Source organism: Mycobacterium sp. (assembly GCF_039583805.1).
Lineage (GTDB): Bacteria > Actinomycetota > Actinomycetes > Mycobacteriales > Mycobacteriaceae > Mycobacterium.
This window is the reverse complement of the sequence record NZ_JAVKSH010000046.1, coordinates 1-25,178: the sequence shown is the minus strand read 5'-3', so window position 1 is coordinate 25,178 and position 25,178 is coordinate 1. Positions and strand designations below refer to the sequence as shown.

25 protein-coding genes and 1 tRNA gene are annotated in these 25,178 nt (G+C 69.7%); 9 read left to right on the top strand and 17 right to left on the bottom strand.

Annotation, left to right across the window (positions count from 1 at the left end; all coding sequences use genetic code 11):
- The first annotated feature begins 72 nt into the window (after positions 1-72).
- Positions 73-1,242 carry an acyl-CoA dehydrogenase family protein gene (locus tag ABDW21_RS08330; RefSeq protein ID WP_343710300.1) on the top strand — a complete coding sequence of 390 codons (1,170 nt, stop codon included), beginning with the start codon at positions 73-75 and terminating at the stop codon, positions 1,240-1,242.
- A gap of 101 nt (positions 1,243-1,343) precedes the next feature.
- On the top strand, positions 1,344-1,766 hold the full coding sequence (locus ABDW21_RS08325; protein ID WP_343603157.1) for a lipoprotein LpqH: 423 nt from the start codon (positions 1,344-1,346) through the stop codon (positions 1,764-1,766).
- Between the two features lie 182 nt (positions 1,767-1,948).
- On the opposite strand, the gene ABDW21_RS08320 is transcribed toward ABDW21_RS08325, so the two are convergent.
- A tRNA-Leu gene (locus ABDW21_RS08320) sits at positions 1,949-2,031 on the bottom strand.
- 430 nt (positions 2,032-2,461) lie between these two features.
- On the opposite strand from ABDW21_RS08320, the gene ABDW21_RS08315 reads away from it, so the two are divergent.
- Entirely contained in the window at positions 2,462-2,842 is a 381-nt protein-coding gene (locus tag ABDW21_RS08315; RefSeq protein ID WP_343603156.1) for a hypothetical protein, read from the top strand.
- Positions 2,839-3,183 carry a DUF3817 domain-containing protein gene (locus tag ABDW21_RS08310; RefSeq protein ID WP_343603155.1) on the top strand — a complete coding sequence of 115 codons (345 nt, stop codon included), beginning with the start codon at positions 2,839-2,841 and terminating at the stop codon, positions 3,181-3,183. Before ABDW21_RS08315 ends, ABDW21_RS08310 begins: the two co-directional genes overlap by 4 nt.
- On the opposite strand, the gene rdgB is transcribed toward ABDW21_RS08310, so the two are convergent.
- The 11 genes from rdgB to clpS all read right to left on the bottom strand — a co-directional run bounded on the left by rdgB (position 3,178) and on the right by clpS (position 10,858).
- The gene (gene rdgB, locus ABDW21_RS08305) at positions 3,178-3,792 is read right to left on the bottom strand and encodes an RdgB/HAM1 family non-canonical purine NTP pyrophosphatase (protein ID WP_343603153.1); all 615 of its coding nucleotides are present in this window, start codon (positions 3,790-3,792) and stop codon (positions 3,178-3,180) included. The two genes, ABDW21_RS08310 and rdgB, sit on opposite strands and share 6 nt — an antisense overlap.
- Before the next feature lie 48 nt (positions 3,793-3,840).
- On the bottom strand, positions 3,841-4,620 hold the full coding sequence (gene rph / locus ABDW21_RS08300) for a ribonuclease PH (RefSeq protein ID WP_343603158.1): 780 nt from the start codon (positions 4,618-4,620) through the stop codon (positions 3,841-3,843).
- A 151-nt stretch (positions 4,621-4,771) separates the two neighbouring features.
- Positions 4,772-5,545: a cyclic nucleotide-degrading phosphodiesterase gene (locus ABDW21_RS08295; RefSeq protein WP_343710299.1), complete on the bottom strand. Its 774-nt coding sequence runs from the start codon at positions 5,543-5,545 to the stop codon at positions 4,772-4,774.
- 81 nt (positions 5,546-5,626) lie between these two features.
- The gene (gene murI / locus ABDW21_RS08290) at positions 5,627-6,481 is read right to left on the bottom strand and encodes a glutamate racemase (RefSeq protein WP_343710298.1); all 855 of its coding nucleotides are present in this window, start codon (positions 6,479-6,481) and stop codon (positions 5,627-5,629) included.
- Positions 6,478-7,140, bottom strand: a complete 663-nt coding sequence (locus ABDW21_RS08285) for a rhomboid family intramembrane serine protease (RefSeq protein WP_343710297.1) — start codon at positions 7,138-7,140, stop codon at positions 6,478-6,480. Before ABDW21_RS08285 ends, murI begins: the two co-directional genes overlap by 4 nt.
- Before the next feature lie 105 nt (positions 7,141-7,245).
- On the bottom strand, positions 7,246-8,217 hold the full coding sequence (locus tag ABDW21_RS08280) for a cysteine synthase (RefSeq protein ID WP_343601569.1): 972 nt from the start codon (positions 8,215-8,217) through the stop codon (positions 7,246-7,248).
- Entirely contained in the window at positions 8,214-8,489 is a 276-nt protein-coding gene (locus ABDW21_RS08275) for a MoaD/ThiS family protein (protein ID WP_343601568.1), read from the bottom strand. The genes ABDW21_RS08280 and ABDW21_RS08275 overlap by 4 nt, the downstream gene beginning before the upstream one ends.
- Positions 8,486-8,878, bottom strand: a complete 393-nt coding sequence (locus ABDW21_RS08270) for a M67 family metallopeptidase (protein ID WP_343601572.1) — start codon at positions 8,876-8,878, stop codon at positions 8,486-8,488. The genes ABDW21_RS08275 and ABDW21_RS08270 overlap by 4 nt, the downstream gene beginning before the upstream one ends.
- A 13-nt stretch (positions 8,879-8,891) precedes the next feature.
- The gene (locus ABDW21_RS08265) at positions 8,892-9,962 is read right to left on the bottom strand and encodes a P1 family peptidase (RefSeq protein ID WP_343601567.1); all 1,071 of its coding nucleotides are present in this window, start codon (positions 9,960-9,962) and stop codon (positions 8,892-8,894) included.
- Positions 9,959-10,531, bottom strand: coding sequence for a DUF2017 domain-containing protein (locus tag ABDW21_RS08260; RefSeq protein WP_343601565.1), 573 nt, complete (start codon positions 10,529-10,531; stop codon positions 9,959-9,961). Before ABDW21_RS08260 ends, ABDW21_RS08265 begins: the two co-directional genes overlap by 4 nt.
- A gap of 24 nt (positions 10,532-10,555) precedes the next feature.
- Positions 10,556-10,858, bottom strand: a complete 303-nt coding sequence (gene clpS / locus ABDW21_RS08255) for an ATP-dependent Clp protease adapter ClpS (RefSeq protein WP_343601564.1) — start codon at positions 10,856-10,858, stop codon at positions 10,556-10,558.
- Between the two features lie 65 nt (positions 10,859-10,923).
- Here clpS and ABDW21_RS08250 point away from each other — a divergent pair, with 65 nt between their 5' ends.
- Both ABDW21_RS08250 and ABDW21_RS08245 read left to right on the top strand, forming a co-directional pair.
- Positions 10,924-12,231: a nicotinate phosphoribosyltransferase gene (locus ABDW21_RS08250; RefSeq protein WP_343601562.1), complete on the top strand. Its 1,308-nt coding sequence runs from the start codon at positions 10,924-10,926 to the stop codon at positions 12,229-12,231.
- 14 nt (positions 12,232-12,245) lie between these two features.
- Positions 12,246-14,216 (top strand): ATP-dependent DNA helicase, encoded by a 1,971-nt coding sequence (locus ABDW21_RS08245; RefSeq protein ID WP_343601561.1) that lies wholly within the window; start codon positions 12,246-12,248, stop codon positions 14,214-14,216.
- Here the strand turns inward: ABDW21_RS08245 and glgP are convergent.
- Positions 14,203-16,779 (bottom strand): alpha-glucan family phosphorylase, encoded by a 2,577-nt coding sequence (glgP, locus tag ABDW21_RS08240; protein WP_343601560.1) that lies wholly within the window; start codon positions 16,777-16,779, stop codon positions 14,203-14,205. The two genes, ABDW21_RS08245 and glgP, sit on opposite strands and share 14 nt — an antisense overlap.
- Positions 16,780-16,997: 218 nt before the next feature.
- Between glgP and ABDW21_RS08235 the strand changes: the two genes are divergently transcribed.
- Positions 16,998-19,070 carry an alpha-1,4-glucan--maltose-1-phosphate maltosyltransferase gene (locus ABDW21_RS08235; protein ID WP_343601559.1) on the top strand — a complete coding sequence of 691 codons (2,073 nt, stop codon included), beginning with the start codon at positions 16,998-17,000 and terminating at the stop codon, positions 19,068-19,070.
- A gap of 7 nt (positions 19,071-19,077) precedes the next feature.
- Positions 19,078-21,273, top strand: coding sequence for a 1,4-alpha-glucan branching protein GlgB (glgB, locus tag ABDW21_RS08230; RefSeq protein ID WP_343710296.1), 2,196 nt, complete (start codon positions 19,078-19,080; stop codon positions 21,271-21,273).
- A gap of 2 nt (positions 21,274-21,275) precedes the next feature.
- Here the strand turns inward: glgB and ABDW21_RS08225 are convergent, their stop codons facing one another.
- Positions 21,276-22,175, bottom strand: a complete 900-nt coding sequence (locus ABDW21_RS08225; RefSeq protein WP_343710295.1) for a tetratricopeptide repeat protein — start codon at positions 22,173-22,175, stop codon at positions 21,276-21,278.
- A gap of 125 nt (positions 22,176-22,300) precedes the next feature.
- The gene (locus ABDW21_RS08220; RefSeq protein WP_343710294.1) at positions 22,301-23,491 is read right to left on the bottom strand and encodes an acetyl-CoA C-acetyltransferase; all 1,191 of its coding nucleotides are present in this window, start codon (positions 23,489-23,491) and stop codon (positions 22,301-22,303) included.
- Positions 23,492-23,573: 82 nt separating this feature from the next.
- Between ABDW21_RS08220 and mce the strand changes: the two genes are divergently transcribed.
- Complete coding sequence (gene mce / locus ABDW21_RS08215; protein WP_343601554.1) at positions 23,574-24,056, top strand: methylmalonyl-CoA epimerase; 483 nt, start codon at positions 23,574-23,576, stop codon at positions 24,054-24,056.
- Here mce and ABDW21_RS08210 read toward each other — a convergent pair.
- Both ABDW21_RS08210 and nucS read right to left on the bottom strand, forming a co-directional pair.
- Positions 24,053-24,340, bottom strand: coding sequence for a hypothetical protein (locus tag ABDW21_RS08210; protein ID WP_343601553.1), 288 nt, complete (start codon positions 24,338-24,340; stop codon positions 24,053-24,055). The two genes, mce and ABDW21_RS08210, sit on opposite strands and share 4 nt — an antisense overlap.
- Before the next feature lie 22 nt (positions 24,341-24,362).
- Positions 24,363-25,034 carry an endonuclease NucS gene (gene nucS / locus ABDW21_RS08205; RefSeq protein ID WP_343601552.1) on the bottom strand — a complete coding sequence of 224 codons (672 nt, stop codon included), beginning with the start codon at positions 25,032-25,034 and terminating at the stop codon, positions 24,363-24,365.
- Positions 25,035-25,178 lie beyond the last annotated feature (144 nt).

Sequence of the window (25,178 nt, the reverse complement as noted above, 5' to 3'; positions counted from 1 at the left end):
GATCCGCCGCCACGCGGCGGAAGTCCCGATTCCCCCGACGGCTCAAGCCGCCGGTCCCCTCGGGACGCACTGATGGCCACCTCAGTCGACGACGACGACGATTTCCAGCAGATCCTGGCACAGACCCGTCAGTTCGTCCGCACCGCCGTCCTCCCCCGCGAGCAGGAGATCATGGCCACCGACCGGGTTCCCGACGATCTTCGCGACCAGGCCAAGAGGATGGGGCTCTTCGGCTACGCCCTGCCCCGGGAGTGGGGCGGCCTCGGCCTGAACCTGGCCCAGGACGTCGAGTTGGCGATGGAGTTGGGCTACACGTCGCCGGCGCTGCGATCGATGTTCGGCACCAACAACGGCATCGCCGGTCAGGTCCTGGTGGGGTTCGGCACCGACGACCAGAAGGCCGGCTGGCTCACAGCGATGGCCGGCGGCGAGGTGGTGGCGTCGTTCGCGTTGACCGAGCCCGGCGCCGGGTCGAACCCGGCCGGGCTGCGCACCAAAGCCGTTCGCGATCAGGGTGATTGGGTGATCTCCGGCAGCAAGTGCTACATCACCAACGCCCCGGTCGCCGATCTGTTCGTGGTGTTCGCGCGCACCCGCCCCGCCGACGACGCCGGCCCCGGCATCGCCGTGTTCCTGGTTCCGGCGGACACCACGGGCGTCGCGGTCGGCGCCAAGGACACCAAAATGGGGCAGGAGGGCGCCTGGACCTCCGACGTCACCTTCACCGACGTGCGGGTACCCGCCGGTGCCCTGGTGGGCGGCAGCGAAGACGTCGGCTACCGGGCCGCGATGACGTCGTTGGCACGTGGCCGCATCAACATTGCCGCCTTGGCGGTCGGAACCGCCCAGCGGGCACTCGACGAGTCGGTGGCGCACGCGGCCGGCGCCACCCAGGGCGGGACGCCGATCGGGAACTTCCAGCTGGTGCAGGCCATGATCGCCGACCAGCAAACCGGGGTGATGGCAGGGCGCGCCCTGGTCCGCGACGCCGCGCAGCTGTGGATCAGCGACCAGGACCGCCGCGTAGCGCCGTCGGCCGCAAAACTGTTCTGCACCGAAATGGCCGGCACAGTCGCCGATCTGGCCGTGCAGATCCACGGCGGCAGCGGCTACATGCGTGAGATGCCGGTGGAGCGGATCTACCGCGACGTCCGGCTGTTGCGGCTCTACGAGGGAACCAGCGAGATTCAGCGGCTGATCATCGGGTCGAATCTGGTCAAGGCCGCGCAGCGCCGAAGGTGAGAGCGCCGTGGCGGTTGTTGGCGTGCCGTGACCTGGGCGTACTGTCCGATCACAACACGGTGCGACGTGCGGTCCGGCGGCTGCGGGGACGGGGGTGGCCGATGAGAAGCCGGTGCGTCGTCGCGGCGGTCGTCGCGTCTCTGGTGGCGGCCGTGAGCTCGGGATGTGTCCTGCGGACGGAGAAAATCCAGCAACGGACCGCGCGCGTCACCGTCGGCGGGACCACACGCACGTCACACGCTGTCTCCTGCAGCCAGGTGCAGTGGTTGTGGACCGCGGACATCAGCGTGGCTCCTGCCCGGGTCCGGGTGCTGCTGCGGCTCGGTCGCGGCAAGCCCGAGCCGCAATCGGTCAACATCGACCACTTCGAGGGCTTCACCGGCGTTGCCGATTCCGGCGTCGGCAAGGCCGCTGCGGTCTTCGCCGACAACACCTACATCGTCCGGGGCACGGCCCAGGGAACCGACCCGGACAACCCGACCACCCCCGCAACGGCCGACTTCACCATCGAAGTGTCCTGTTGAGCCGACGCCTGCACCGGCGGCACGAACACCTCTCGGCCACCGGGCCGTCGGGCGGCTGTGACGGAGCGGCGCAGGGAAGCTCAAGCGACCCGCGTACCTCCCCCGAGTGTGGGCACCACGTCGAGCCCGGAAACGAAAGACCCAGTAGGGCATAGAATTCCAACATAAATCGCGCCAACCAGTGCGGGCGGAGGGACTCGAACCCTCACGCTCTTTCGAGCACGGGCACCTAAAACCCGCGTGTCTGCCGTTCCACCACGCCCGCGCGACGTGGCGATCCTACCGCTCCGTTCCTCGACAAATCTGTCGGTGGTGCGGGCCACGTTGGCGCACAACACAAGGAACAAGACGGCGGGCAGCGGCTGCCGATAGCTACCTGCTCGGCCTATACCTCGGTGACGGAGGTCTCTCACAGCACGCATCGATTGCGGCCCGGACCAGCGGATGCGTCGACGTGTCGCATTACTCCAAACACAGGCCGTGTCTGTGGCCTCAGCACGGTCCGGGGAAGAAGCACACCACGCCGATTCGGCTGGAGCCATGGCAGGAAGTACTCGTGAAGCAGGCCACCGGGCAATTCCTTCGCAGTGTGATCGATAGCGATGGGTGCCGTGTGGTGGCCGGCGATCGCGGCGGTGGCACGCCTCGACGAGTTCGTCGGACCGAAGGCATCAGCCAAGCGGTACCGTCTAAGCGTGTCCACCACACGTCGTCGCAGGCCCGCGCTGGTCACCCTGGTGATCGTCGCGGCCAGCGGGTGCCTGGCCCTGGGCTGGTGGCAGTGGACCAGGTTCCAGTCGGTGTCGGGCAGCTTCCAGAATCTGGGATACGCGCTGCAGTGGCCGCTGTTCGCCGGGTTCTGCGTGTACGCCTACCGCCAATTCGTCTGCTACGAAGAACAGCCGCCCGCACCGCGAAACGACAACGCGGTGAACGAGATTCCGGCCGGACTGCTGCCCGAGCGGCCCAAACCGCCGCCGCTGCCGGGCGTCGATCCCGCGCTGCGGGAGTACAACGCCTACCTGGCCGAATTGGCCAAATCCGATGCCGAGCGACAGAACAGGACCACCGCATGACCACGCCGGACACCCAACAGTCCACGCCTGCCGAGAAGATCCGCCCCGCGCTGCTGGGCTACCGCGTCATGGCGTGGGCGACGGGTGTCTGGCTGATCGCGCTGTGCTACGAGATCGTGGTTCACTACCTGGTCAAGGTGGACAATCCGCCCACCTGGATCGGCGTTGTGCACGGCTGGGTGTACTTCACCTATCTGCTGTTCACCGTCAACCTTGCGGTCAAGGCCCGCTGGCCCGTCCCCAAGACCATCGGCGTGCTGCTGGCCGGCACCATCCCGCTGCTGGGGATCATCGTCGAGCACTTCCAAACCAAGGATGTCAAGGCGCGCTTCGCGTTATAGCGCATCCGCCGCCGCCGCGCGCAAAACCGGCAATAACAACGCCAACGCCCGGCCGCGGTGCGACACGGCGTCCTTCTCCTCAGGGCTCAATTGTGCTGCGGTGCAAGCAAATCCATCCGGGATGAACACCGGGTCGTAGCCGAACCCGCCGTCGCCGCGCGGTTCGCGCGCGATCCGGCCCGGCCACTCGCCGCGAACCACCACCTCCGAGCCCGACCCTGACACCAGCGCGCACGCCGATACGAACGTCGCGCCGCGCCGCTCGTCGGGCACGTCGCGCAGCTGCGCCAGCAGCAACGCGGTGTTGGCGGCGTCGGCGCCGTGTACGCCCGACCAGCGCGCCGAGAGGACCCCGGGCATGCCGTTCAGCGCGGCGACCTGAAGCCCGGAATCGTCAGCGACACAACGCAAACCCGTCGCCGCAAACCCGTCGCGCGCCTTGGCCAGCGCGTTGTCCTCGAAGGTCGCACCGGTCTCGGGAGCCTCGCCGAACGCGGGCACGTCGTCGAGTGACAGCAGCGTCACCGACGACAACGCCGCCGCGTCCAGCACTCGGCGCAGCTCGGCCAGCTTGGCGCGGTTGCGGCTGGCGACCAACAGCTCGGTCACAGGCGCCGCCCCTCCTCGTTGCTTCGCTCCGCGTCGTCGCGGGCTCGGTCAGCTGCCGAACGCCTTCTGCGGGGCGGGGCCTTCGGGCAACTCACCGGGATAGGGCAGCGCCAACGCCTCACGTTGCGCCGTGAACAGCGTGTCGCAGGCGCCCAGCGCGGCGTCGAGCATCTTGTCCAGCGTCGAGCGCGGGAACGTCGCGCCCTCGCCGGTGCCCTGTATCTCCACCAGGGTTCCGGTGTCGGTGGCGACGACGTTCATGTCGACCTCGGCGCGGGCGTCCTCGGAGTAGGGCAGGTCGACCCTGATCCGGCCGTCCACCACGCCGACGCTGATCGCGGCGATCGCGCACGACAGCGGCCGCGGATCGGACAACTTGCCGGCCGCCGCCAAGAACGTCACCGCATCGGCCAGCGCCACGTAAGCGCCGGTGACCGCCGCGGTGCGGGTGCCGCCGTCGGCTTGCAGCACGTCGCAGTCGATTGCGACGGTGTTCTCCCCCAGCGCCGCCAGGTCGATACCGGCCCGCAACGACCTGCCCACCAGCCGGCTGATCTCCTGGGTGCGCCCGGATAGCCGGCCCTTCACCGATTCCCGGTCGTTGCGGGTGTGGGTGGCCGACGGCAGCATCGCGTACTCGGCGGTGAGCCAGCCCAGGCCCGACCCTTTACGCCAGCGGGGCACTCCGTCGATGACGCTGGCGGTGCACATGACCTTGGTGTGGCCGAATTCGACCAGCACCGACCCGGCCGGGTGCAACGTGAATCCGCGGGTGATGGCGACGGGCCGAAGCTCGTCGTCGAGGCGGCCATCGGCTCGTCTGGACACCCCGCCAACACTAGCGGCGATCGCAAGCGCGGCGAAGCCGGGCGCAGCGGGTCGCCGCCGAAGACCCCGCGGCGATCGCAAGCGCGGCGAAGCCGGGCGCAGCGGTACCACCCGCCCGCGGGGGACGGGTCGCTGCGCGGGGCCTACCCGGTCAGGCGTGCCGGACGTCGATCGTCTCGCCGGAGACCACCGCGTGCACCGGCCCGTCGAACTCGGCCTTGGCCTCGCTGATCACGTCCTCACGTGAGGTCCACGGCGGGATGTGGGTGAGCAGCAGCTCCCGAACACCGGCCGCCGCCGCCATCCGACCGGCATCGGTCCCCGACAGGTGCAGGGCGCACGGTCGTTCGAACGAGTGCGTCCAGGACGCCTCGCAGAGGAAGATGTCGGCGTCGCGCGCCAGCTCGACGAGCGTGTCGCAGGCGCCGGTGTCGCCGCTGTAGGCGAACGACGCGCCGGAGGGGTCGGTGACCCGCAGGCCGTAGGACTCGGTCGGGTGCGCCACGACGCGCGGCACCACCGTCAGCGCGCCCAGCGTCACCGGCTCACCGTCGACCCAATGCCGGATGTCGAAGATGTCGGAGAAGTCGTCGATCTCCCCGCCGTGCGGCGACGACGCCGCGCCCAGCCGCGACCAGGTGTCGCTGGGGCCGTACATCAACGCCTTGCCGACCGGGGGGGACGGATGGTAGCGCCGCCACACGAACAGCCCGGGCAGATCCAGGCAGTGGTCGGCGTGCAGGTGCGACAGCAGCACGTGCACCGACCCGGGATCGATGTGCCGTTGCAGCGACCCGAGCACCCCGCCGCCGAAGTCGATGACCAGCGGCTGTGTGTCCGGCGCCCTGACCAGATAACCCGATGCCGGCGAATCCGGACCGACGACGCTGCCGGAGCAGCCGAGCACGGTTATTCGCACGGTCACTACTGTGCCATGCCCGAGACCGTGTTGGCGGAAACATCTCCACTTGCCACCGCAAGAGCGCACCCGGACCCACCTGCGCGGTCAGTGCGCCGACGAGTGGCGGTGCACCGGTGCGACCCCGGTGACGGCCGGTCCCAGAAACCGCGCCGCCAGGCCCAGAAACGCGTCCGGATCGCCGGTGGCCTCGAACACCCGGGCCGCGGCGGGCGCCCCGGGATGATCGGGGTGCGGACGCAACAGGTCTCGCTCGGTGAGCACCCGCACCACCTCCTTCGCGGTCTCCTCGGCGCTGGACACCAGCGTCACGTGCTCGCCGATCACCAACTGGATCAACCCGGACAGCAACGGGTAGTGCGTGCAGCCCAGCACCAGCGTGTCGACGCCGACGCGCTGCAGCGGCTCGAGGTATCCCTCGGCGAGCCCGAGCACCTGGCGGCCGCTGGTGATGCCGCGCTCGACGAAGTCGACGAACCGCGGGCAGGCGACCGCGGTGATCTGGATGTCGCGGGCGGCGGCGAATGCGTCCTGGTATGCGTGTGAGTTGATGGTCGCCTGCGTGCCGATCACCCCGACGTGACCGTTGCGGGTCGTGACGACAGCGCGGCGCACGGCGGGCAGGATCACTTCGACGACGGGCACGCGGTAGCGTTCGCGGGCATCCCGCAGGCACGCCGAGGACGCGGTGTTGCACGCGATCACCAGCGCTTTGACGCCGCGGTCGACGAGGTCGTCGCCGATGGCCAGCGCGTGCGCGCGGATCTCGGGAATGGGCAGCGGGCCGTAGGGGCCGTTTCCGGTGTCGCCGACGTAGATGATGTCCTCGTCGGGTAGTTGGTCGATGATCGCGCGGGCGACCGTGAGCCCGCCGACGCCGGAGTCGAAGACCCCGAGCGGTGCCTGAGGTCCCCGCCTGCTGGCAGGGGACGCCCGGCTCATGTCGGCAGCGACCGCGCGGGCCGCTGTCGGGCGGCACGCTCCGGACGCGACAGCAGGTAGGCGGCCAGCACCCCGGCGATCCCGCCGCACAGATGCGCCTGCCACGACACGCCGCCGCACACACCCAGCACCGGAACCGCCCCCCACAGGATGCCGCCGTAGCACAACAGCACCACGATGCCGAGCACGATCTGCCAGCCGGAACGGATGAAGAAGCCGAACACCAGCAGGAAGGTCAACCAACCGAAGATCAGGCCCGACGCGCCGATGTGGTCGGTCTCTCCGCAGTTCGAACCCAGGTTGCCGATCAGCCAGGTGCCGAACCCGCCGACAATCCACACGATCGCGGTCGCCCACAGGAACCGCGACAGCCCGGCCAGCGTCACCAGGAAACCGAGCACCAGCGCGGGGCCGGTGTTGGCGGCCAGGTGCTGCCAGTTGGCGTGCAGCAGCGGCGCGCAGACGATGCCCCACAGGCCGTCGGCCTCCAGCGGCCGGATGCCGTTGCGATCCAGCTGGTGGCCACCCAGTTGGTCGATCAGCTCGACGACGTAGAGCAGCGCAACGAAGCTGACGATGGTGGCCCCGCCGACCACCCGAGCGGAGCGTTTCGGTGGCCGGCGCGCCGGTGCGACCGACTGCCCGACCGGGCGGTTCATGTCACCGCTCTTCCCCGCAAGCGGGTGGAGGCACGCCCCGTCGCCGCGCAGCAGCCAGGGGGCGTGCCCCCACCTCGTCGCCGCGCTCTGCATCGTCGCCGGCGGTCACGCCCATAGTTGCCCTTTCAACGCGTCCTCGGCTTCGTCCACGCTACCGGCGTAGGCGCCGGTCGACAGGTACTTCCACCCGGCGTCGGCGACCACGAACGCGATGTCGGCGCGCTCGCGCGCCGTGGCGGCCTTCACCGCCAGACCCAGCGCGGCGTGCAGCACCGCGCCGGTGGAGAGGCCGGCGAAGATGCCCTCGGCGTCGATCAGCTCGCGGGTGCGGCGCACCGCGTCGGCGGAGCCGACGGAGTACCGGGTGGTCAACAGGGCGGGGTCGTACAGTTCCGGCACAAAACCGTCGTCGATGTTGCGCAACGCGTAGACGTCCTCGCCGTAGCGGGGCTCGGCGGCGACGATCCGCACGCCGGGCGCGTGCTCACGCAGAAACCGGCCGGTGCCCATCAGCGTGCCGGTGGTGCCCAGCCCGGCGATGAAGTGGGTGATCTCGGGCAGGTCGGCCAGCAGCTCGGGGCCGGTGCCGTGGTAGTGCGCGTCGGTGTTGGCCGGGTTGCCGTACTGGTAGAGCATCACCCACGACGGGTTGGCCGCGGCCAGCTCCTTGGCGGTGGCCACCGCGGTGTTCGACCCGCCCTCGGCCGGCGAAAAGATGATCCGGGCGCCGTAGAGCTCGAGCAGCTGCCGCCGTTCCACCGAGGTGTTCTCCGGCATCACGGCGATCAGCCGGTAGCCCTTCAACCGGGCCGCCATCGCCAGCGAGATCCCGGTGTTGCCGCTGGTCGGCTCGAGGATCGTCGCGCCGGGCGCCAGCAGCCCGTCGGCCTCGGCGGCCTCGATCATCCGCAGCGCCGGCCGGTCCTTGATCGACCCGGTCGGGTTGCGGTCCTCGAGTTTGGCCCACAGCCGTACGTGCGGCGCGGCGGGCTCATCGGTCCAGCGTGGTGACAAGTGCGGAAGACCGACCAGCGGGGTGTGGCCCAGCGCGGCCAGCAGCGAGTCGTAGCGAGTCATCTGCCACCGGCGACGGCCGGCAGGATGGTCACCGCGTCACCGTCGGCGATCGCGGTGTCCAGCCCGCCGGAGAACCGGACGTCCTCGTCGTTGACGTAGATGTTGACGAACCGGTGCAGCTTGCCGTCCTGCACGAGCCGCTCGGAGATCCCTGTGTAGTTGCCCTCCAGGTCGCTGATGACGGCGGCCAACGTGTCACCGTTGGCGTCGACGCGCTTCTGACCGCCGGTGTGCGGGCGCAGGATGGTCGGGATGGACACGGTGATGCTCACGCGTACTCCTGGTAGTTCTCGACGATGGTGACGGGCTCTTCGGTGACGACTCCGGCGACGATGCGGTAGCTGCGCAGCTCGTGCCGGTCCGGGTCGCGGGTGGACACCAGCACGTAGTGGGCGTCGGGCTCGGCGGCCAGGCTCACGTCGGTGCGGCTGGGGTAGGCCTCGGTGGCGGTGTGCGAGTGGTAGATGACGACCGGGGATTCTCCTGAGCTTTCCATAGCCCGCCACACCGTGAGCTGCTCGGCCGCGTCGAACCGGTAGAACGTCGGCGAGCGGTCGGCGTTGACCATCGCAATGTGTCGTTCCGGACGGTCGGAACCCTGCGGGCCGGCCAGCACCCCGCAGGCCTCGTCGGGATGGTCGGCGCGGGCGTGGGCGAGCATCGCGTCCACCAAATCAGCGCGAATGACCAGCACGTTTCCGCGTTCCCTTCGGTTGCTCGAATGCTCCGGGCAACAGGTCCCGGTAGGCCGGTATTCCGGCCACCGACTCCGCGGCGACGACCCCGGCCAGCACGGCGCGGGCCAGGCAGTCGGCCGCCGCGGCGCCCACCTGCGTGAGCAGCGCGGTCTCCGGTGACAGCGCCGCCGGGGTGTCCGCCGGTGGCGCCACCTCGACTGCGCCGGTGGCCAGCGCGAACACCGTGTCGCCGTCCACCGGGGTGTGCGCCGGCCAGATCGCCCGGGCCAAACCGTCCTGCGCGGCGATCGCGACCCGCCGGCACCCCGCCGGGCTCAGCGCCGCGTTTGTCGCCACCACACCGATCGTCGTATTCAACGGGGCGTCCAGCGGGCTGCACCGGCTCTGCCGTGCCGCCAACGCGGCGAGCTGGTCGGCGGGCGGCGATGTCAGCCCGAACTCGTCGGCCATCGACGCCAACCACGGCAGGCCGGTGACCCTGTCGACGACGTCCCCGGCGGAGTTCACCGCCACCAGCGCGCCGACGATCACCCCACATTCCAGCGTCGTCGACGCCGTCCCGATACCACCCTTGAGCACACCGGCCCGCGCGCCCGTCGCCGCGCCCACCGTCCCGACCGCCACCTGGGAACCCGCCACTTCGCATGCGGCATAACCGAATTCGGCTGTCGGGCGGCAACTCCAGCCGCCAACCTCCAGATCGAAGATGACCGCGCCCGGCACGATGGGCACCACGCCGCCGTTCATGGCCACACCGCGCTCGCGTTCCTCCAGCCAGCGCATCACACCATCGGCCGCCGCCAGCCCGTAGGCGCTGCCCCCGGCGATCAGCACCGCATCGACGTAGCGCACGCTGTTGGCCGGATCCAACAGGTCGGTCTCCCGGCTGCCAGGCGCGCCGCCGCGGGAGTCGACCGCGCCCACCGTGGCGGGCGGAGTCAGCACGACAGTGACACCGCTGGCCCAGCCAGAACCCAGGGTTGCGTCGGTGTCCAGCCGGTGATGGTGGCCGACGAGGATGCCCCCGACGTCGGTGATCGAGTTCATCGGCGTCCCATCAGTGCGACGACCAGGTACTCCTGCAGCACGGTCAGCCACTGGTAGACGTCCAGATGGGGTGCCAGCGGATGGTCTTCGGGCAGCCGGTCCGGACCGCCCGGGCGGATGTCGAGCATGGCGCCCAACGCCAGCCGGACGTCGTTGACGGCGGCGATCCAGGCGTTCGCGGTGTCCTCGGTCAGCTCGACGCGGCCGCCGTGCTCCGGGATGGTGGCCAATAGTTTTTGGGCGGCAACACGTTTGGCATCGATGATAGCGGGCTCGTGCAGGCTGCGCAGCGCGGCGTTCAGGCTTTCGCCGACGTCGGAGTCGTGGTCGTCGGGCGTGTGAAAATCCGGCAGCAGCCGTTGCAGCGTGGCGGTGTCTGGACGCTGGACGTTGCCGGTCCTCATACCGGTGATCCGCTCGAGTTCGTCGGGCGGCGAGGACGAATCCCGCTCGTCGAGCAGACCCACCATCGACCCGACCAGGTTGGTCAGCAGCGCCGCCTCGCGCGGGTCCAGGGCGGACCGAAAACGAAGACCGTCGGCCGTCTCGACCCGTTGCCACCTGCGCACGCGCGAACCCGGATGCCCTTGCTCTCAGCGGTCCTGCTGCATGGTCGCCCACAGGCCGGCGGCATGCAGTTTGGACACGTCGGCTTCCATCGACTCCCGGCTGCCCGACGACACCACCGCCTTGCCCTCGTTGTGGACCTGCAGCATCAGCGTGGTGGCCCGCGGTTCGCTGTAGCCGAACAGCTTCTGGAAGACGTACGTCACGTAGGTCATCAGGTTGACCGGGTCGTCCCAGACGATGGTGACCCACGGACTGGCAGTGACGTCGACGGGATCGGCCCGGCGCTGCCCGCCGGTTCCCGGTTTGGTCGGTGCTGACGCAACCATGCTCCCCAGGATACCGAGCAGCCCGGGACGCCGAGCACCCGCGACGCACCCGATACCGTTGCGGTGTGGACGGCTCTGCGTGCGTCGGGTTGCTGACCGACAAATACGAGTTGACGATGTTGTCGGCGGCGCTGCGCGACGGCACCGCGCACCGCCGGACCACGTTCGAGCTGTTCGCCCGCCGGCTGCCCGACGGCCGGCGCTACGGCGTGGTGGCTGGCACCGGCCGGTTCTTGGAAACGTTGTCGCAGTTCAGGTTCGACGACGTTGCACTGACCTCGGTGGCAGGCTTCCTCGACCCGGACACGGTGTCGTATCTGGGTGACTACCGCTTCGGCGGCGACCTCGACGGCTACCCCGAGGGCGAGTTGTATTTCCCGGGTTCCCCGCTGCTTTCGGTGCAGGGCAGCTTCGCCGAATGCATCCTGCTGGAAACCTTGGTGCTGTCGATCTTCAACCACGACAGTGCGATCGCGTCGGCGGCGGCGCGGATGGTCAGCGCCGCCCGGGATCGGCCGCTGATCGAGATGGGCTCGCGGCGCACCCACGAGCAGGCGGCGGTGGCCGCGGCCCGGGCTGCCTACATCGCCGGGTTTGCGGCGTCGTCCAACCTCGAAGCCCAGCGGCGGTATGGGGTACCGGCCGAAGGCACCGCCGCGCACGCGTTCACCTTGCTGCACACCTGTCCCGACGGGCCCGACGAGCCGGCCGCGTTCCGCGCCCAGGTGGCCGCGCTGGGCGCCGACACCACGCTGCTGGTGGACACCTATGACGTGAGCGCCGGGGTGGCCAACGCGGTGGCGGCCGCCGGCACCGGCCTGGGCGCGGTGCGCATCGACTCCGGCGAGCTGGGGGTGCTCGCCCGCCAGGTCCGCGACCAGCTGGACCGGCTCGGCGCGGCACAGACCCGCATCGTGGTGTCCGGCGACCTCGACGAGTTCGCGATCGCCGCGCTGCGCGCCGAGCCGGTGGACAGCTACGGGGTCGGCACCTCGCTGGTCACCGGGTCGGGCGCGCCGAGCGCGAACATGGTCTACAAGCTGGTCGAGGTGGACGGCATACCGGTGCAGAAACGCAGCAGCCACAAGGAGTCCCACGGCGGCCGCAAACAGGCTCTGCGGACGAGCCGCCCGACCGGCACCGTCATCGAGGAGATCGTGTATCCGGCGGGCCGGCCGCCCCACACCCCCGAAGCGGCCCGCGAATTGACGGTCCCGCTGGTGCGCGGCGGGCAGCCGGTGGCCGACACCGACCTCGGCGCAGCGCGTGAGCGGGTGGCGTCGGGCTTGCGAAGTCTGCCGTGGGAGGGTCTGATGTTGTCGCGCGGCGATCCGGCGATTCCCACGACGCAGATCCCCGTCGTATCGGTCTGAATCGACAACCGGGAGTGGCGACGTCCGAGGTGTCCGAGCTGCTGGCCACCGCCGTGGCCGCGTTGGGTGGCAGCGACCGCGTCGGCCAGCTGCAGATGGCCGACGCGGTCGCGCAGGCCTTCGCCTCCGGCGAGCATCTCGCAGTGCAGGCCGGCACCGGGACGGGGAAGTCGTTGGCCTACTTGGTGCCGGCGATCGCGCGGGCGGTGTCTGACGACATGCCGGTTGTGGTGTCGACCGCCACGATCGCGCTGCAACGCCAACTCGTCGACCGCGACCTGCCCCGGCTGGCCGAGTCGCTCGCCGATGCGCTGCCCCGCCCACCCCGGTTCGCGTTGCTGAAGGGTCGACGAAATTACCTGTGCTTGAACAAAATCCACGGAAGTACCGAGACGGACGCCGCTGACGGACCGCAGGACGAACTTTTCGACCCGCAGGCCGTCACCGCGTTGGGCCGCGACGTGCAACGGATCACCGCCTGGGCGTCGACGACGGATTCCGGCGACCGCGACGACCTCAAACCGAGCGTGCCGGAGCGGTCGTGGGGTCAGGTCAGCGTGTCGGCGCGGGAATGCCTGGGTGTGGCGCGGTGCCCGTTCGGCACCGATTGCTTCGCCGAACGGGCCCGCGCCAAGGCCGGCGGCGCCGATGTCGTCGTCACCAACCACGCGCTGCTGGCCATCGACGCCGTCTCCGACTCGGCCGTGCTGCCCGAACACCGGCTGCTGGTGGTCGACGAAGCACACGAGCTGGCCGACCGGGTCACCGCGGTGGCCACCGGAGAGCTCACCTCGGCTGCGCTCGGGGTCGCCTCCCGACGCATCGCCCGGCTGGTCGAACCGGAACTGCTGCAGCGCTGGGAGACCGCGTCGGGGGCGTTCACCGCGGCGATCGCCGACGCCGCCGGCGGGCGCATCGACTACCTCGACGACAAGCTGGCGATCCACCTGACCGCGCTGCGCGACGCGGCCGGCGCGGCGCGGTCGGCGATCGACACGTCACCCGCCGACCCGAAGGCGGCGGCCGCGCGCGCCGAGGCGGTCGCCGGCCTTGCCGAGATCGGCGACACCGCCGCGCGGATCCTGGCGTCGTTCGCCCCGCCGATTCCCGACCGCGCCGACGTGGTCTGGCTGGAAAACGAGGACAGCCGCGCCGTGCTGAAGGTGGCGCCGCTGTCGGTGGCAGAGCTGTTGCGCGACAGTCTGTTCGAACGATCCACCACCGTACTCACATCGGCCACGTTGACGGTCGGCGGCAGCTTCGACACGATGGCCGCCGCCTGGGGTCTGGCCGGCGACGACGAAGCACGCTGGCGCGGCCTCGACGTCGGGTCGCCGTTCTGCCACCGCAAGGCCGGGATCCTGTACGTGGCAGCCCATCTGCCGCCGCCGGGCCGGGACGGCACCGGCTCGGCCGAGCAGCTGGCCGAGATCGCCGACCTGGTGACCGCGGCCGGCGGGCGCACCCTCGGGTTGTTCTCGTCGATGCGGGCCGCCCGCGCGGCCGCCGACGCCCTGGCAGGGCGGGTGTCCACGCCGGTGCTCTGCCAGGGCGACGACAGCACCGCCGCGCTGGTCGGGCAGTTCGCCGCCGACGCCGCGACGTCGCTGTTCGGCACGCTGTCGCTGTGGCAGGGCGTCGACGTGCCGGGCCCGTCGCTGTCGTTGGTGATCATCGACCGCATCCCGTTCCCGCGGCCCGACGACCCGTTGCTCTCCGCCCGGCAGCGGGCGGTGGCCGCGCACGGCGGTAACGGCTTCATGGCCGTGGCCGCAAGCCATGCCGCGCTGCTGCTGGCGCAGGGCGCGGGCCGGCTGCTGCGCGGTGTCGACGACCGCGGCGTGGTCGCGGTGCTGGACTCGCGGATGGCGACTGCCCGCTACGGCGGCTACCTGCGGGCGTCCCTGCCGCCGTTCTGGCCCACCACCGACGCGGCCGAGGTCCGCGCGGCGCTGGCCCGGCTGCGGGCCGCTACGCCAGCGTGACCAGACCGAGCTCGGTGTCGCCGGCCAGCATCGGATGCCGTGGCAGCACCCGCACCGTGTAGCCGACCGCGCCGGCGACCGGCAGCGGTGTCGTCGTCGAGAAGGTCTCGCGGCCGCGGCCCGCCGTTCCGGTGTGCGACATCGCGACCGTCACCGGGTCCACCAGCGAGTCGGCGCCGTCAACCCGGCCGACGACGGCTTGCACCGCGACGTCGTCCGGACTCAGCCCGGCCAGCTGCACCGTCGCGGTCAGGGTCAGCTTCGACCCGAGCACCGGGGTATCGGGCAGCCCGGTGCTGTCGACGTCACTGACGTGGATGTCGGGCCACGCCCGCGACACCCGCTGACGGTAGGCGGCCAGCTCGCGGGCCGCGTCGAACCCGCCGTCGGCCCCGACGGTCCGGCGCAGCGACTGCGCCGCCGGGGTGTAGTAGTGCTCGACGTAATCGCGCACCATCCGCGACGCCAGCACTTTCGGGCCCAGCGACTGCAGGGTGTGGCGCACCATCTCGATCCACCGCGGCGGCACCCCCTGCTCGTCACGCTCGTAGAACTTGGGCGCCACCGACTGCTCCAGCAGGTCGTAGAGCGCGGACGCCTCCAGGTCGTCGCGACGGTCCTCGTCGACCACCCCGGACGCCGACGGGATCGCCCAGCCGTTTTCGCCGTCGTACCATTCATCCCACCAGCCGTCGCGGATGGACAGGTTCAGCCCGCCGTTGAGCGCACTCTTCATCCCCGAGGTGCCGCACGCCTCCAGCGGCCGCAGCGGGTTGTTCAGCCACACGTCGCAACCCCAGTACAGCCGTCGGGCCATCGACATGTCGTAGTCGGGCAGGAACGCGATCCGGTGGCGCACCTCGGGACGGTCGGCGAACCGCACCACCTGCTGGATCAGCGCCTTGCCGGCGTCGTCGGCCGGATGCGACTTGCCCGCGACGATCAGCTGGATCGGCTTGTCGTCGTCCAGCAGCAGCCGTTCGAGCCGCCCGGCGTCGCGCAGCATCAACGTCAGCCGCTTGTAGGTCGGTACCCGCCGGGCGAAGCCGACGGTGAGCACGTCGGGGTCGAACGCCGTCTCGATCCACCCGAGTTCGGCGTCGGAGGCTCCGCGTTCCAGCCAGGACCGCCGCAGCCGCGCCCGGACGTCGTCGACCAGCAGCGCGCGCAGCGCAGACCGGATCCGCCACAGGTGCCCCGAGTCGACCTGCTGCAGCCGCTGCCACACCGCGGGTTCGCTGAACGAGTCCGATCCGGCCAGTTCGCGGCCCAGCCGCAGCCACTGCGGAGCGGCCCAGGAGGGTGCGTGCACGCCGTTGGTGATCGACCCGATCGGCACCTCGTCGGCGTCGAACCCGCGCCACAGCCCGCTGAACATCATCCGGCTCACCCGGCCGTGCAGCAGCGAGACGCCGTTGGCCCGCTGCGCCAGCCGCAGACCCATGTGGGCCATGTTGAACGTGTCCGGTTCCTCTTCGACGCCCAGAGCCAGCACCGCCCCGGTCGACACCCCGGGCAGCAAACCGGGCGTCGCCGCGTCGTCGAAGTACCGCTGCACCATCTCCAGCGGGAACCGGTCGATGCCCGCGGGCACCGGGGTGTGGGTGGTGAACACCGTCGACGAGCGCACCACGGTCAGAGCGGTGTCGAAATCCAGCCCGGACCCGGTGACCAGCTCGCGGATGCGTTCCACCCCGAGGAATCCGGCGTGGCCCTCGTTCATGTGGAACACGTCGGGCGCGGGTCGGCCTTCGACGGCGGTGAAGGCGCGGATGGCGCGCACCCCGCCGACGCCGGCCAGGATCTCCTGTCTGATCCGGTGTTCCTGGTCGCCGCCGTAGAGGCGGTCGGTGACCCCGCGCAGGTCGTGCTCGTTCTCGGGGACGTCGGAGTCGAGCAGCAGCAGGGGAACACGGCCGGCGTGGGCCACCCAGATCCGGGCCCGCAGCCGGCCGGAGTCCGGCAGGGCCAGCTCGATCAGCACCGGGTCGCCGGTGGCATCGGTGAGCAGCCGCAACGGCAGGCCCTGCGGGTCCAGCGACGGGTACGTCTCGTGCTGCCAGCCGTCGGCCGTCAACGATTGCCGGAAGTACCCGGACCGGTAGTACAGACCCACGCCGATCAGCGGCACTCCCAGGTCCGACGCGGACTTCAGATGGTCGCCGGCCAGAATCCCCAGGCCGCCCGAGTAGTTGGGCAACACCTCGGCCACCCCGAACTCCATCGAGAAGTACGCGATGCTGGTGGGCAGTGCGGCGCCGTCGTCCTGCTGCTGGTACCACAACGGCCGGGTCAGATAGTCGTTCAGGTCGGCCGCCAGCTCGTCGAGCCGGGCCACGAACCCGCCGTCGGCCGCGAGCTCGTCGAGCCGCGCCGGGCTCACCGCACCCAGCAGCGCCACCGGGTCCTGGCCGCACTGGCCCCACAGCTGCAGGTCGATCGCCGCGAAGAGGTCCTGGGTCGGCTTCTCCCACGACCACCGCAGATTCGTCGACAGCTGCTCCAACGCCGCAAGACGTTCCGGGAGATGGGCGCGGACGGTGAACCGTCGGAGGGCTTTCACGCGTCCCTACGTTACTGACACCGCAGTGATCACGCCCCGCACTGATCACGCCCCGCACTGATCAGGCCCCGCACTGATCAGGCACAGTCATCGCGCGGGTCGCGGCTGCTTCGAGTCCTGCGCGTGTCGCCCGCCGTTACGGTGGGTAGAGGGGCTTTCGGACGCCGGACCGAGGCGGAACCCCGGCAACGACGCGGGCCGCGCGGCCCGAGGACGGAGTGGTGGTGCCAGGTCGTATCGAGATCGACGACGTCCGGCCCGTCGTGTCGTGCGGTGCGTACCCGGCCAAGGCGGTGGTCGGCGAGGTGGTCCCGGTCAGCGCGGCGGTGTGGCGCGAGGGCCACGACGCCGTCGCCGCGACCCTGGTGGTGCGCTATCTGGGTCCGCGCTACCCGGGGGCGGACACCGGCCGGGCGGCTGCGCAGCCGCCCGCCGCCGCCGAGGCTGCGCCGCAGGACACGCCGCCCGCGGTTCCCATGACCGTAGGCCAGGAGCCGTTCGTGTTCCACGGCCAGTTCACGCCGGACCGGGTCGGGTTGTGGACCTTCCGGGTCGACGGCTGGGGTGACCCGATCCACAGCTGGCGGCACGCCGTGCTGGCCAAGCTCGACGCCGGCCAGGGCGAGGCCGAACTGTCCAACGACCTGCTGATCGGTGCGCAGCTGTTCGAACGCGCCGCCGCCGGAGTCCCGCGCAGCCGGCGCGGGTGTCTGTTGACGGCGGCCGCGGCCCTGCGGGCATCCGGTGATCCCGCGACCCGCGCCGCGCCGGCGCTGTCGGCGGAGGTCGACGAGCTGCTGACGGCGCATCCGCTGCGTGAGCTGATCACCCGTGGCGAGCAGCACGGGGTGTGGGTCGACCGGCCGCTGGCCCGCTTCGGCGCGTGGTACGAGATGTTCCCGCGCTCGACCGGCGGGTGGGACACCCACGGCAACCCGGTGCACGGCACGTTCGCCACCGCGGCGGCCGCGCTGCCGCGGATCGCGGAGATGGGCTTTGACGTGGTCTACCTGCCGCCGATCCACCCGATCGGCACGGTGCACCGCAAAGGCCGCAACAACACCCCCGCCGCCCAACCCGGCGACGTCGGATCGCCATGGGCGATCGGCAGCGCAGAGGGCGGCCACGACGCCGTGCATCCGGCGCTGGGCACCATCGCCGACTTCGACGCGTTCGTCGGCGCGGCGCGCGAGCTCGGCCTGGAGGTGGCCCTCGACCTGGCGCTGCAATGTGCACCCGATCACCCGTGGGTTCGCGACCATCGGCGCTGGTTCACCGAATTGCCCGACGGCACCATCGCCTATGCGGAGAACCCGCCGAAGAAGTACCAGGACATCTATCCGCTCAACTTCGACAACGAGCCGGCGGGCCTCTACGACGAGGTGTTCAGGGTGGTGCGGCACTGGATGGATCACGGGGTGCGGATCTTCCGGGTCGACAATCCGCACACCAAACCACCCGACTTCTGGAGCTGGCTGATCGGCAAAGTCAAAGCGGCCGATCCCGACGTGTTGTTCCTGTCCGAGGCGTTCACCCCGCCCGCCCGCCAGTACGGTCTGGCCAAACTCGGCTTCAGCCAGTCCTACACGTACTTCACCTGGCGCACGGCGAAGTGGGAGCTCACCGAATTCGGCTGCGAAATAGCTGGACTCGCCGACTTTCGGCGGCCCAACCTGTTCGTCAACACGCCCGACATCCTGCACGCGGTCCTGCAGCACAACGGCCCGGGCATGTTCGCAATCCGCGCCGTCCTGGCGGCTACGATGGGCCCGTCCTGGGGAATGTACTCCGGTTACGAGCTCTTCGAGCACCGCGCGGTTCGTGAGGGCAGTGAGGAGTACCTGGATTCGGAGAAGTACGAGTTGCGGCCCCGCGACTTCGCGGCCGCGCTGGCCGAGGGCCGATCGCTGGAACCGTTCATCGCCCGGGTCAACCACATTCGTCGCCTGCATCCCGCGCTGCGGGAACTGCGCACCATCCATTTCCACCATGTGGACAACGACGCGTTGCTGGCCTATAGCAAGTTCGACCCGACCACCGGTGATTGTGTGCTCGTGGTTGTGACACTCAACGCGTTCGGACCGGAGCAGGCCACGTTGTGGTTGGACATGGCCGCATTGGGTATGCAGCCTCACGAACGGTTCTGGGTGCGCGACGAGATCACCGGCGAGGAATATCAGTGGGGACAGGCAAATTACGTGCGTCTCGATCCGGTCCGAACGGTCGCGCACATAGTCAACATGCCGCTGATACCGTCGCACTCCCGAATGACGCTGCTGCGCAGGAGGTGACGCTGTCATGACCCGATCCCGCCGCTTCACCGGCACACACCTGGCATCCGAGCCCGACGATCTGGCACGTCTGCTGGGCGGGGTGCACCACAACCCGCACGGCATTCTGGGCGCTCATGAGTACGGCGACCACACCGTCGTCCGGGCGTTCCGCCCGCATGCGGTCGCCGTGGTCGTGCTCGTCGGCGGCGAGCGGTTTCCGATGCAGCACATCGATTCCGGACTGTTTGCCGTGGCGCTGCCGTTCGTGGACCTCATCGACTACCGACTGGAGGTGCACTACGACGGCGTCGACCTCCGCACCGTCGCCGACGCCTACCGCTTCCTGCCCACCTTGGGCGACGTCGACCTGCACCTGTTCGCCGAAGGCCGCCACGAACGGCTGTGGGAGGTCCTGGGTGCCCATCCGCGGTCCTTCACCACCGCCGACGGCGTGGTGGACGGCGTGTCCTTCGCGGTCTGGGCGCCCAACGCCACCGGCGTGAGCCTGATCGGCGACTTCAACGGCTGGGACGGCAACGACGCACCGATGCGGGTACTGGGCTCTTCGGGCGTATGGGAGTTGTTCTGGCCCGGCTTCCCGGCCGACGGTCTGTACAAGTTCCGTGTGCACGGCGCCGACGGTGTGGTCACCGATCGCGCGGACCCGTTCGCGTTCGCCACCGAGGTACCGCCGCACACCGCATCGAAGGTGACCTCGAGCACGTACACCTGGGCGGACGCCGACTGGATGGTCCGGCGCGCGACCCACAACCCGGTGAACGAGCCGATGAGCACCTACGAAGTGCATCTCGGCTCCTGGCGACCGGGGCTCAGCTATTGTGAGCTTGCTCGCGAGTTAACTGATTATGTTGTGGCACAGGGTTTTACTCACGTCGAAATGCTGCCGGTTGCCGAGCATCCGTTCGCCGGCTCGTGGGGATATCAGGTCACATCCTACTACGCGCCCACGTCGCGCTTCGGGACACCCGACGACTTCCGCACGCTGGTCGACGCGCTGCACCAGGCTGGTGTCGGCGTCATCGTGGACTGGGTTCCGGCCCACTTCCCGAAAGATGCGTGGGCACTGGGCCGGTTCGACGGCACGCCGCTCTACGAGCATTCCGACCCTAAGCGTGGTGAGCAACTCGATTGGGGCACTTATGTTTTCGACTTCGGTCGCCCCGAGGTCCGGAATTTCCTGGTAGCCAACGCGCTGTACTGGCTGCAGGAGTTCCACATCGACGGCCTACGGGTGGACGCGGTCGCGTCGATGCTGTATCTGGACTATTCCCGTCCGGCCGGCGGCTGGACACCGAACGTCAACGGTGGCCGGGAGAACCTGGAGGCGGTGCAGTTCCTCCAGGAGATGAACGCGACCGCGCACAAGATGGCGCCGGGCATCGTCACGATCGCCGAGGAGTCGACGTCATGGCCCGGCGTGTCGCGGCCTACCAGCCTTGGGGGGCTGGGCTTTTCGATGAAATGGAACATGGGCTGGATGCACGACACGCTCGACTACCTCGGCCACGATCCGGTGCACCGCTGTTACCACCACCACGAGATCACCTTCTCGATGCTGTATGCGTTCAGCGAGAACTTCGTGCTCCCGATCAGCCACGACGAGGTGGTGCACGGCAAGGGCACGCTATGGAGCCGGATGCCGGGCGACGATCACATGAAGGCGGCCGGACTGCGCAGCCTGCTGGCGTACCAGTGGGCGCACCCGGGAAAGCAGCTGCTGTTCATGGGGCAGGAGTTCGGCCAGCGCGCCGAATGGTCCGAGCAGCGCGGGCTGGACTGGTTCGAGCTGGACGAGAACAGCTTCTCCGACGGCATCGCGCGTCTGGTGCGCGACATCAACCACCTTTACCGGCGCAGTCCGGCGCTGTGGAGCCGGGACGCCCAGCCCGAGGGGTATTCCTGGATCGACGCCAACGACTCCGCCAACAACGTGCTCAGCTTTCTGAGGTACGGCGGCGACGGGTCGGTGATGGCCTGCGTGTTCAACTTCGCCGGCTCCGAGCACAGCCGCTACCGCCTCGGCCTGCCGACCGGCGGCCGCTGGCGCGAGGTGCTCAACACCGACGCCACCGCCTATCGCGGCGGTGGGACCGGCAACCTCGGCGGTGTCGACGCCACCGACGTCGCCTGGCACGGCCGCCCGGCGTCCGCGGTCTTGGTGCTGCCGCCTCTATCCGCGCTCTGGCTCGAGCCGGCGTGAGGCTAGTAGAGGGCGTTGGCGAGGTTGCGCCGGCCCGCGATGACGTCGGGATCGGCGGGGTCGAAGAGGTCGAACAACTCGATCAGCCGCGTGCGCACCACGTCGCGGTGCTCACCGGATGTCCGCCGCACCAACGCGGTCAGCCGCTCGAAGGCGGGGCGGACATCCTCGTTGAGTATCTGCACGTCGGCGGCGGCCAACGCGGCGTCGACGTCGTCGGGAGCGGCATCGGCACGCGCCACCGCGTCGCGACGTTGGGCGGTCGCCCGCATCAAGAACGTGATCTGGCGGACCGCGGCCATGGCCTCGCCGTGGTTCGGGTCGGTGTCCAACAGCGCGCGATACGAATCGAGCGCCGCGGTGAGTTCGCCATCTTCCAGCTGTTGGCGCGCCTTCGCCAAGGCCGGGTCGACTTCATCGGGTGATTCGGGCCCTGTTGCGCCGCTGAGCTTTCCGGCAGTGGCCGACAGTAGCGAGTCCAGCCAGCGACGCAACTGGTCGGCGGGCTGCGTGCCCTGAAAGCTGGATATCGGCTGCCCTGCGGCGATCGCCACCACGGTCGGCACCACCTCGACGCCGAAAATCTGGGCGACCCGCGGGACGCTTTCGACGTCGACCGTGGCCAGTGACCACTTGCCGTCGTCGGCGGCGGCCAGGCCGGAAAAAATGTCGGCCAACTGCCGGCACGCGTCGCTGCGCGGAGACCACAACAACACCACGACCGGCAGCTGGTTGGACCGGATCAGCACGTCGTCTTCGAAGTTGGCCTCGGTGATCGGGGTACCGCCCAGTTCCGCCGATCCCTCGCCGGATGAAGACCGCGGTCGGGCTGGCTGCTTGAGGGCGGACAGGTCGACGGCTCCGGCCATGGCGGGCCCGATCGGAGGTGGCGGACGGCTCACGTCGACAAGTCTGGCACGCCGCTACCGACGCCCCGAAACCCGGCGGCACCCACCCTGGTGACCAATATCACATCGGCGCCCGACACCGCAGGCAGAGCAGACGCCGGCAACGGCGGGCGCCGGTGTCAGCGCTGTCCGCCGGCCCGCAGAATCAGCGCGTCGCCCTGGCCGCCGCCGCCGCACAGGGCGGCCACCCCGTAGCCGGAGCCGCGGCGCGCCAGCTCCTGGGCGACGTGCAGTGCGATGCGGGCTCCCGACATGCCCAACGGGTGCCCGACCGCGATCGCGCCGCCGTGGATGTTGACGACGCGGGGGTCAAGGCCGAGTTCGGTGATCGAGGCAAGCGCCACCGCGGCGAACGCCTCGTTGATCTCCACGACGTCGAGCTGGTCGACCGAGATGCCCTCACGCCCAATGGCTTTTCTGATCGCGTTGGCCGGTTGTGACTGCAACGTCGAATCCGGGCCGGCCACGACCCCGTGCGCGCCGATTTCGGCCAGCCAGCTCAACCCGAGGTCGACGGCTTTGGCCTTGCGCATCACCACAACCGCGGCGGCCCCGTCGGAGATCTGTGACGCCGAGCCGGCGGTGATGGTGCCGCCGGGACGGAACGCCGGCCGCAGACCGCCCAGTGATTCGGCGGTGGTGTTGGCGCGAATCCCCTCGTCCTGGCTGAACTGCAGCGGATCACCCATGCGCTGCGGAATGCTCACCGGCACCACTTCGTCGGCGAAGACGCCGTCCTTCCACGCCGCGGCCGCCTTCTGGTGCGACTGGGCCGCGAATTCGTCCTGTTGGCGACGGGTGAACTTGTCCTCGTCGTTGCGCCGCTCGGTGAGAGCGCCCATCGGCTGACCGGTCGCCACATCGTGCAGGCCGTCGTACGCCATGTGGTCCACCACGGTCACATCGCCGTACCGATACCCCGACCTGCTGTCCATCAGCAGATGCGGTGCCTTCGTCATGGACTCCTGGCCACCGGCCACCACCGTGTCGAACTCCCCTGCCCGAATGAGCTGGTCGGCCAGCGCGATTGCGTCCAAACCCGACAAGCACACCTTGTTGATCGTCAGCGCGGGGACATCGGGGCTGATGTCGGCCGCGAGTGCGGCCTGGCGCGCCGGTATCTGACCGGCGCCGGCGGTCAGCACCTGGCCCATGATGACGTACTGGACCCGCGACGGCGGCACCTTCGCTTTCTCCAGGGCGCCTGCGATCGCGATCGCGCCGAGGTCGCTGGCCGAGAAGTCCTTCAACGATCCCATCAGCCGCCCGATGGGCGTCCGCGCCCCGGCAACGATCACCGATGTCGTCATCAACACCTCCGAAACGAGCGCCCGACGGCCGAAAAAACCGATCGGGGCAGCGAAGTCTTAGCCGTCAGGTTACCGTGACGTTATGACCGCGGACCAAGTCGACGCCCGTCCCATCCTGGCTACCGCGTTGGTGACGGCGGTCGATCATGTCGGCGTCGCGGTACCCGACCTGGACACGGCGATCGCCTGGTACCACGACCACCTGGGCATGATCCTGGTGCACGAGGAGGTCAACGACGACCAGGGCATTCGCGAGGCGATGCTCGCGGTGCGTGGCGCCCCTCTCGGCAGCGCGCAGATCCAGTTGATGGCGCCACTGGACGAGTCGTCGGTGATCGCCAAGTTCCTGGACAAGCGTGGGCCCGGTATCCAGCAGATGGCCTACCGGGTGAGCGACCTCGACGCGTTGACCGAGCGGCTGCGCGAGCAGAGCATCCGGCTGCTCTATGACGTGCCCCGGCGGGGTACGGCGAATTCGCGGATCAACTTCATTCACCCCAAGGATGCCGGTGGCGTGCTGATCGAGCTGGTCGAGCCGGCCGGCAATTCCGATTCGGGACGCTAAGACCAGTTTCGGGTCGGGCTGCGCGTCGCGCGGTTGGCCCAGCACGGCGTGTGCCAGTGCCGCCGGTCCTCCACCGCCGTCTCGCCGCCGTCAGCTGGCCAGACCACCACATGCGCTGTGCCGGTAATGATTTCGTGATCACAACCGGGGCACCGATAGATTTTGACGGCCCGCGCGGCGGCGATGGACGCCACCTCGTACTCGTGCCCGTCGGGGCCGATCTCCACCCGGCGCAGGGTCGGCAGTACCGGTTGCCGACGTGGCGTTGTGCTGCGCCGTGTCATGGCGCAAGTCTAGTCGGCCGACTCAGAACAGTCGGTACTCATCGCTGTCCATACCGCGCATCTTGTCGTAATCCAATGTGAGACAGCGGATACCGCGATCGACGGCCAGCGTGCGGGCCTGCGGCTTGATTTGTTGTGCCGCGAACACCCCGTTCACCGGCGCCAGTCGGCTGTCACGGTTGAGCAAGTCGAGATACCGGGTGAGTTGCTCGACCCCGTCGATCTCGCCGCGACGCTTGATCTCCACGGCAATCGCACGCCCCTGGTCGTCGCGGCACAGCAGGTCGACCGGCCCGATCGGGGTCATGTACTCACGACGCACCAGCGTGTATCCGGCGCCGAGCAGCTCGACATGCTCGGCGAGCAACGCCTGCAGATGGGCCTCGACGCCGTCCTTGAGCAGCCCGGGGTCGACGCCGAGCTGGTGGCTGGAGTCGTGGTCGATTTCCTCGACGGTGATGCGCAGTTGTTCGCCGGCTTTGTTCTGCACCACCCAGACCGGCAAGGGGCCGTCCTGCTCTTCGGTCAGCCAGCAGGGCGGACTCATCCAGTTCAGCGGCTTGTAGGCGCGGTCGTCGGCATGCACACTGACCGAGCCGTCGGCTTTGAACAGCAGCAGTCTGCGGGCCGACGGCAGGTGCGCGGTGAGCCGGCCGAGGTAGTCGACCGTACAGCGGGCGATGACGAGGCGCACCCGACTCACCTTAAGGCCCGCGCCACCGCCACACTGGGCTGACGCCACCGTGGTGGCCCGTGGAACGATCGCAGTGCGGTTGGGCCGAATGTTCGGGCGGGTCACCCGCCAAAGCGGTCGACGCGCGGCCACCCCGACATACGG

Excerpts from the sequence above, each read along its gene's own strand:
- ABDW21_RS08330 (WP_343710300.1), top strand. The coding sequence starts at position 73 with ATGGCCACCTCAGTCGACGACGACGACGATTTCCAGCAGATCCTGGCA.
- ABDW21_RS08325 (WP_343603157.1), top strand. The coding sequence starts at position 1,344 with ATGAGAAGCCGGTGCGTCGTCGCGGCGGTCGTCGCGTCTCTGGTGGCG.
- ABDW21_RS08310 (WP_343603155.1), top strand. The coding sequence starts at position 2,839 with ATGACCACGCCGGACACCCAACAGTCCACGCCTGCCGAGAAGATCCGC.
- murI (WP_343710298.1), bottom strand. The coding sequence starts at position 6,481 with ATGAGCCGGGCGTCCCCTGCCAGCAGGCGGGGACCTCAGGCACCGCTC.
- ABDW21_RS08285 (WP_343710297.1), bottom strand. The coding sequence starts at position 7,140 with ATGAACCGCCCGGTCGGGCAGTCGGTCGCACCGGCGCGCCGGCCACCG.
- ABDW21_RS08280 (WP_343601569.1), bottom strand. The coding sequence starts at position 8,217 with ATGACTCGCTACGACTCGCTGCTGGCCGCGCTGGGCCACACCCCGCTG.
- ABDW21_RS08270 (WP_343601572.1), bottom strand. The coding sequence starts at position 8,878 with ATGCTCGCCCACGCCCGCGCCGACCATCCCGACGAGGCCTGCGGGGTG.
- ABDW21_RS08265 (WP_343601567.1), bottom strand. The coding sequence starts at position 9,962 with ATGAACTCGATCACCGACGTCGGGGGCATCCTCGTCGGCCACCATCAC.
- clpS (WP_343601564.1), bottom strand. The coding sequence starts at position 10,858 with ATGGTTGCGTCAGCACCGACCAAACCGGGAACCGGCGGGCAGCGCCGG.
- glgB (WP_343710296.1), top strand. The coding sequence starts at position 19,078 with ATGACCCGATCCCGCCGCTTCACCGGCACACACCTGGCATCCGAGCCC.
- ABDW21_RS08220 (WP_343710294.1), bottom strand. The coding sequence starts at position 23,491 with ATGACGACATCGGTGATCGTTGCCGGGGCGCGGACGCCCATCGGGCGG.
- mce (WP_343601554.1), top strand. The coding sequence starts at position 23,574 with ATGACCGCGGACCAAGTCGACGCCCGTCCCATCCTGGCTACCGCGTTG.
- ABDW21_RS08210 (WP_343601553.1), bottom strand. The coding sequence starts at position 24,340 with ATGACACGGCGCAGCACAACGCCACGTCGGCAACCGGTACTGCCGACC.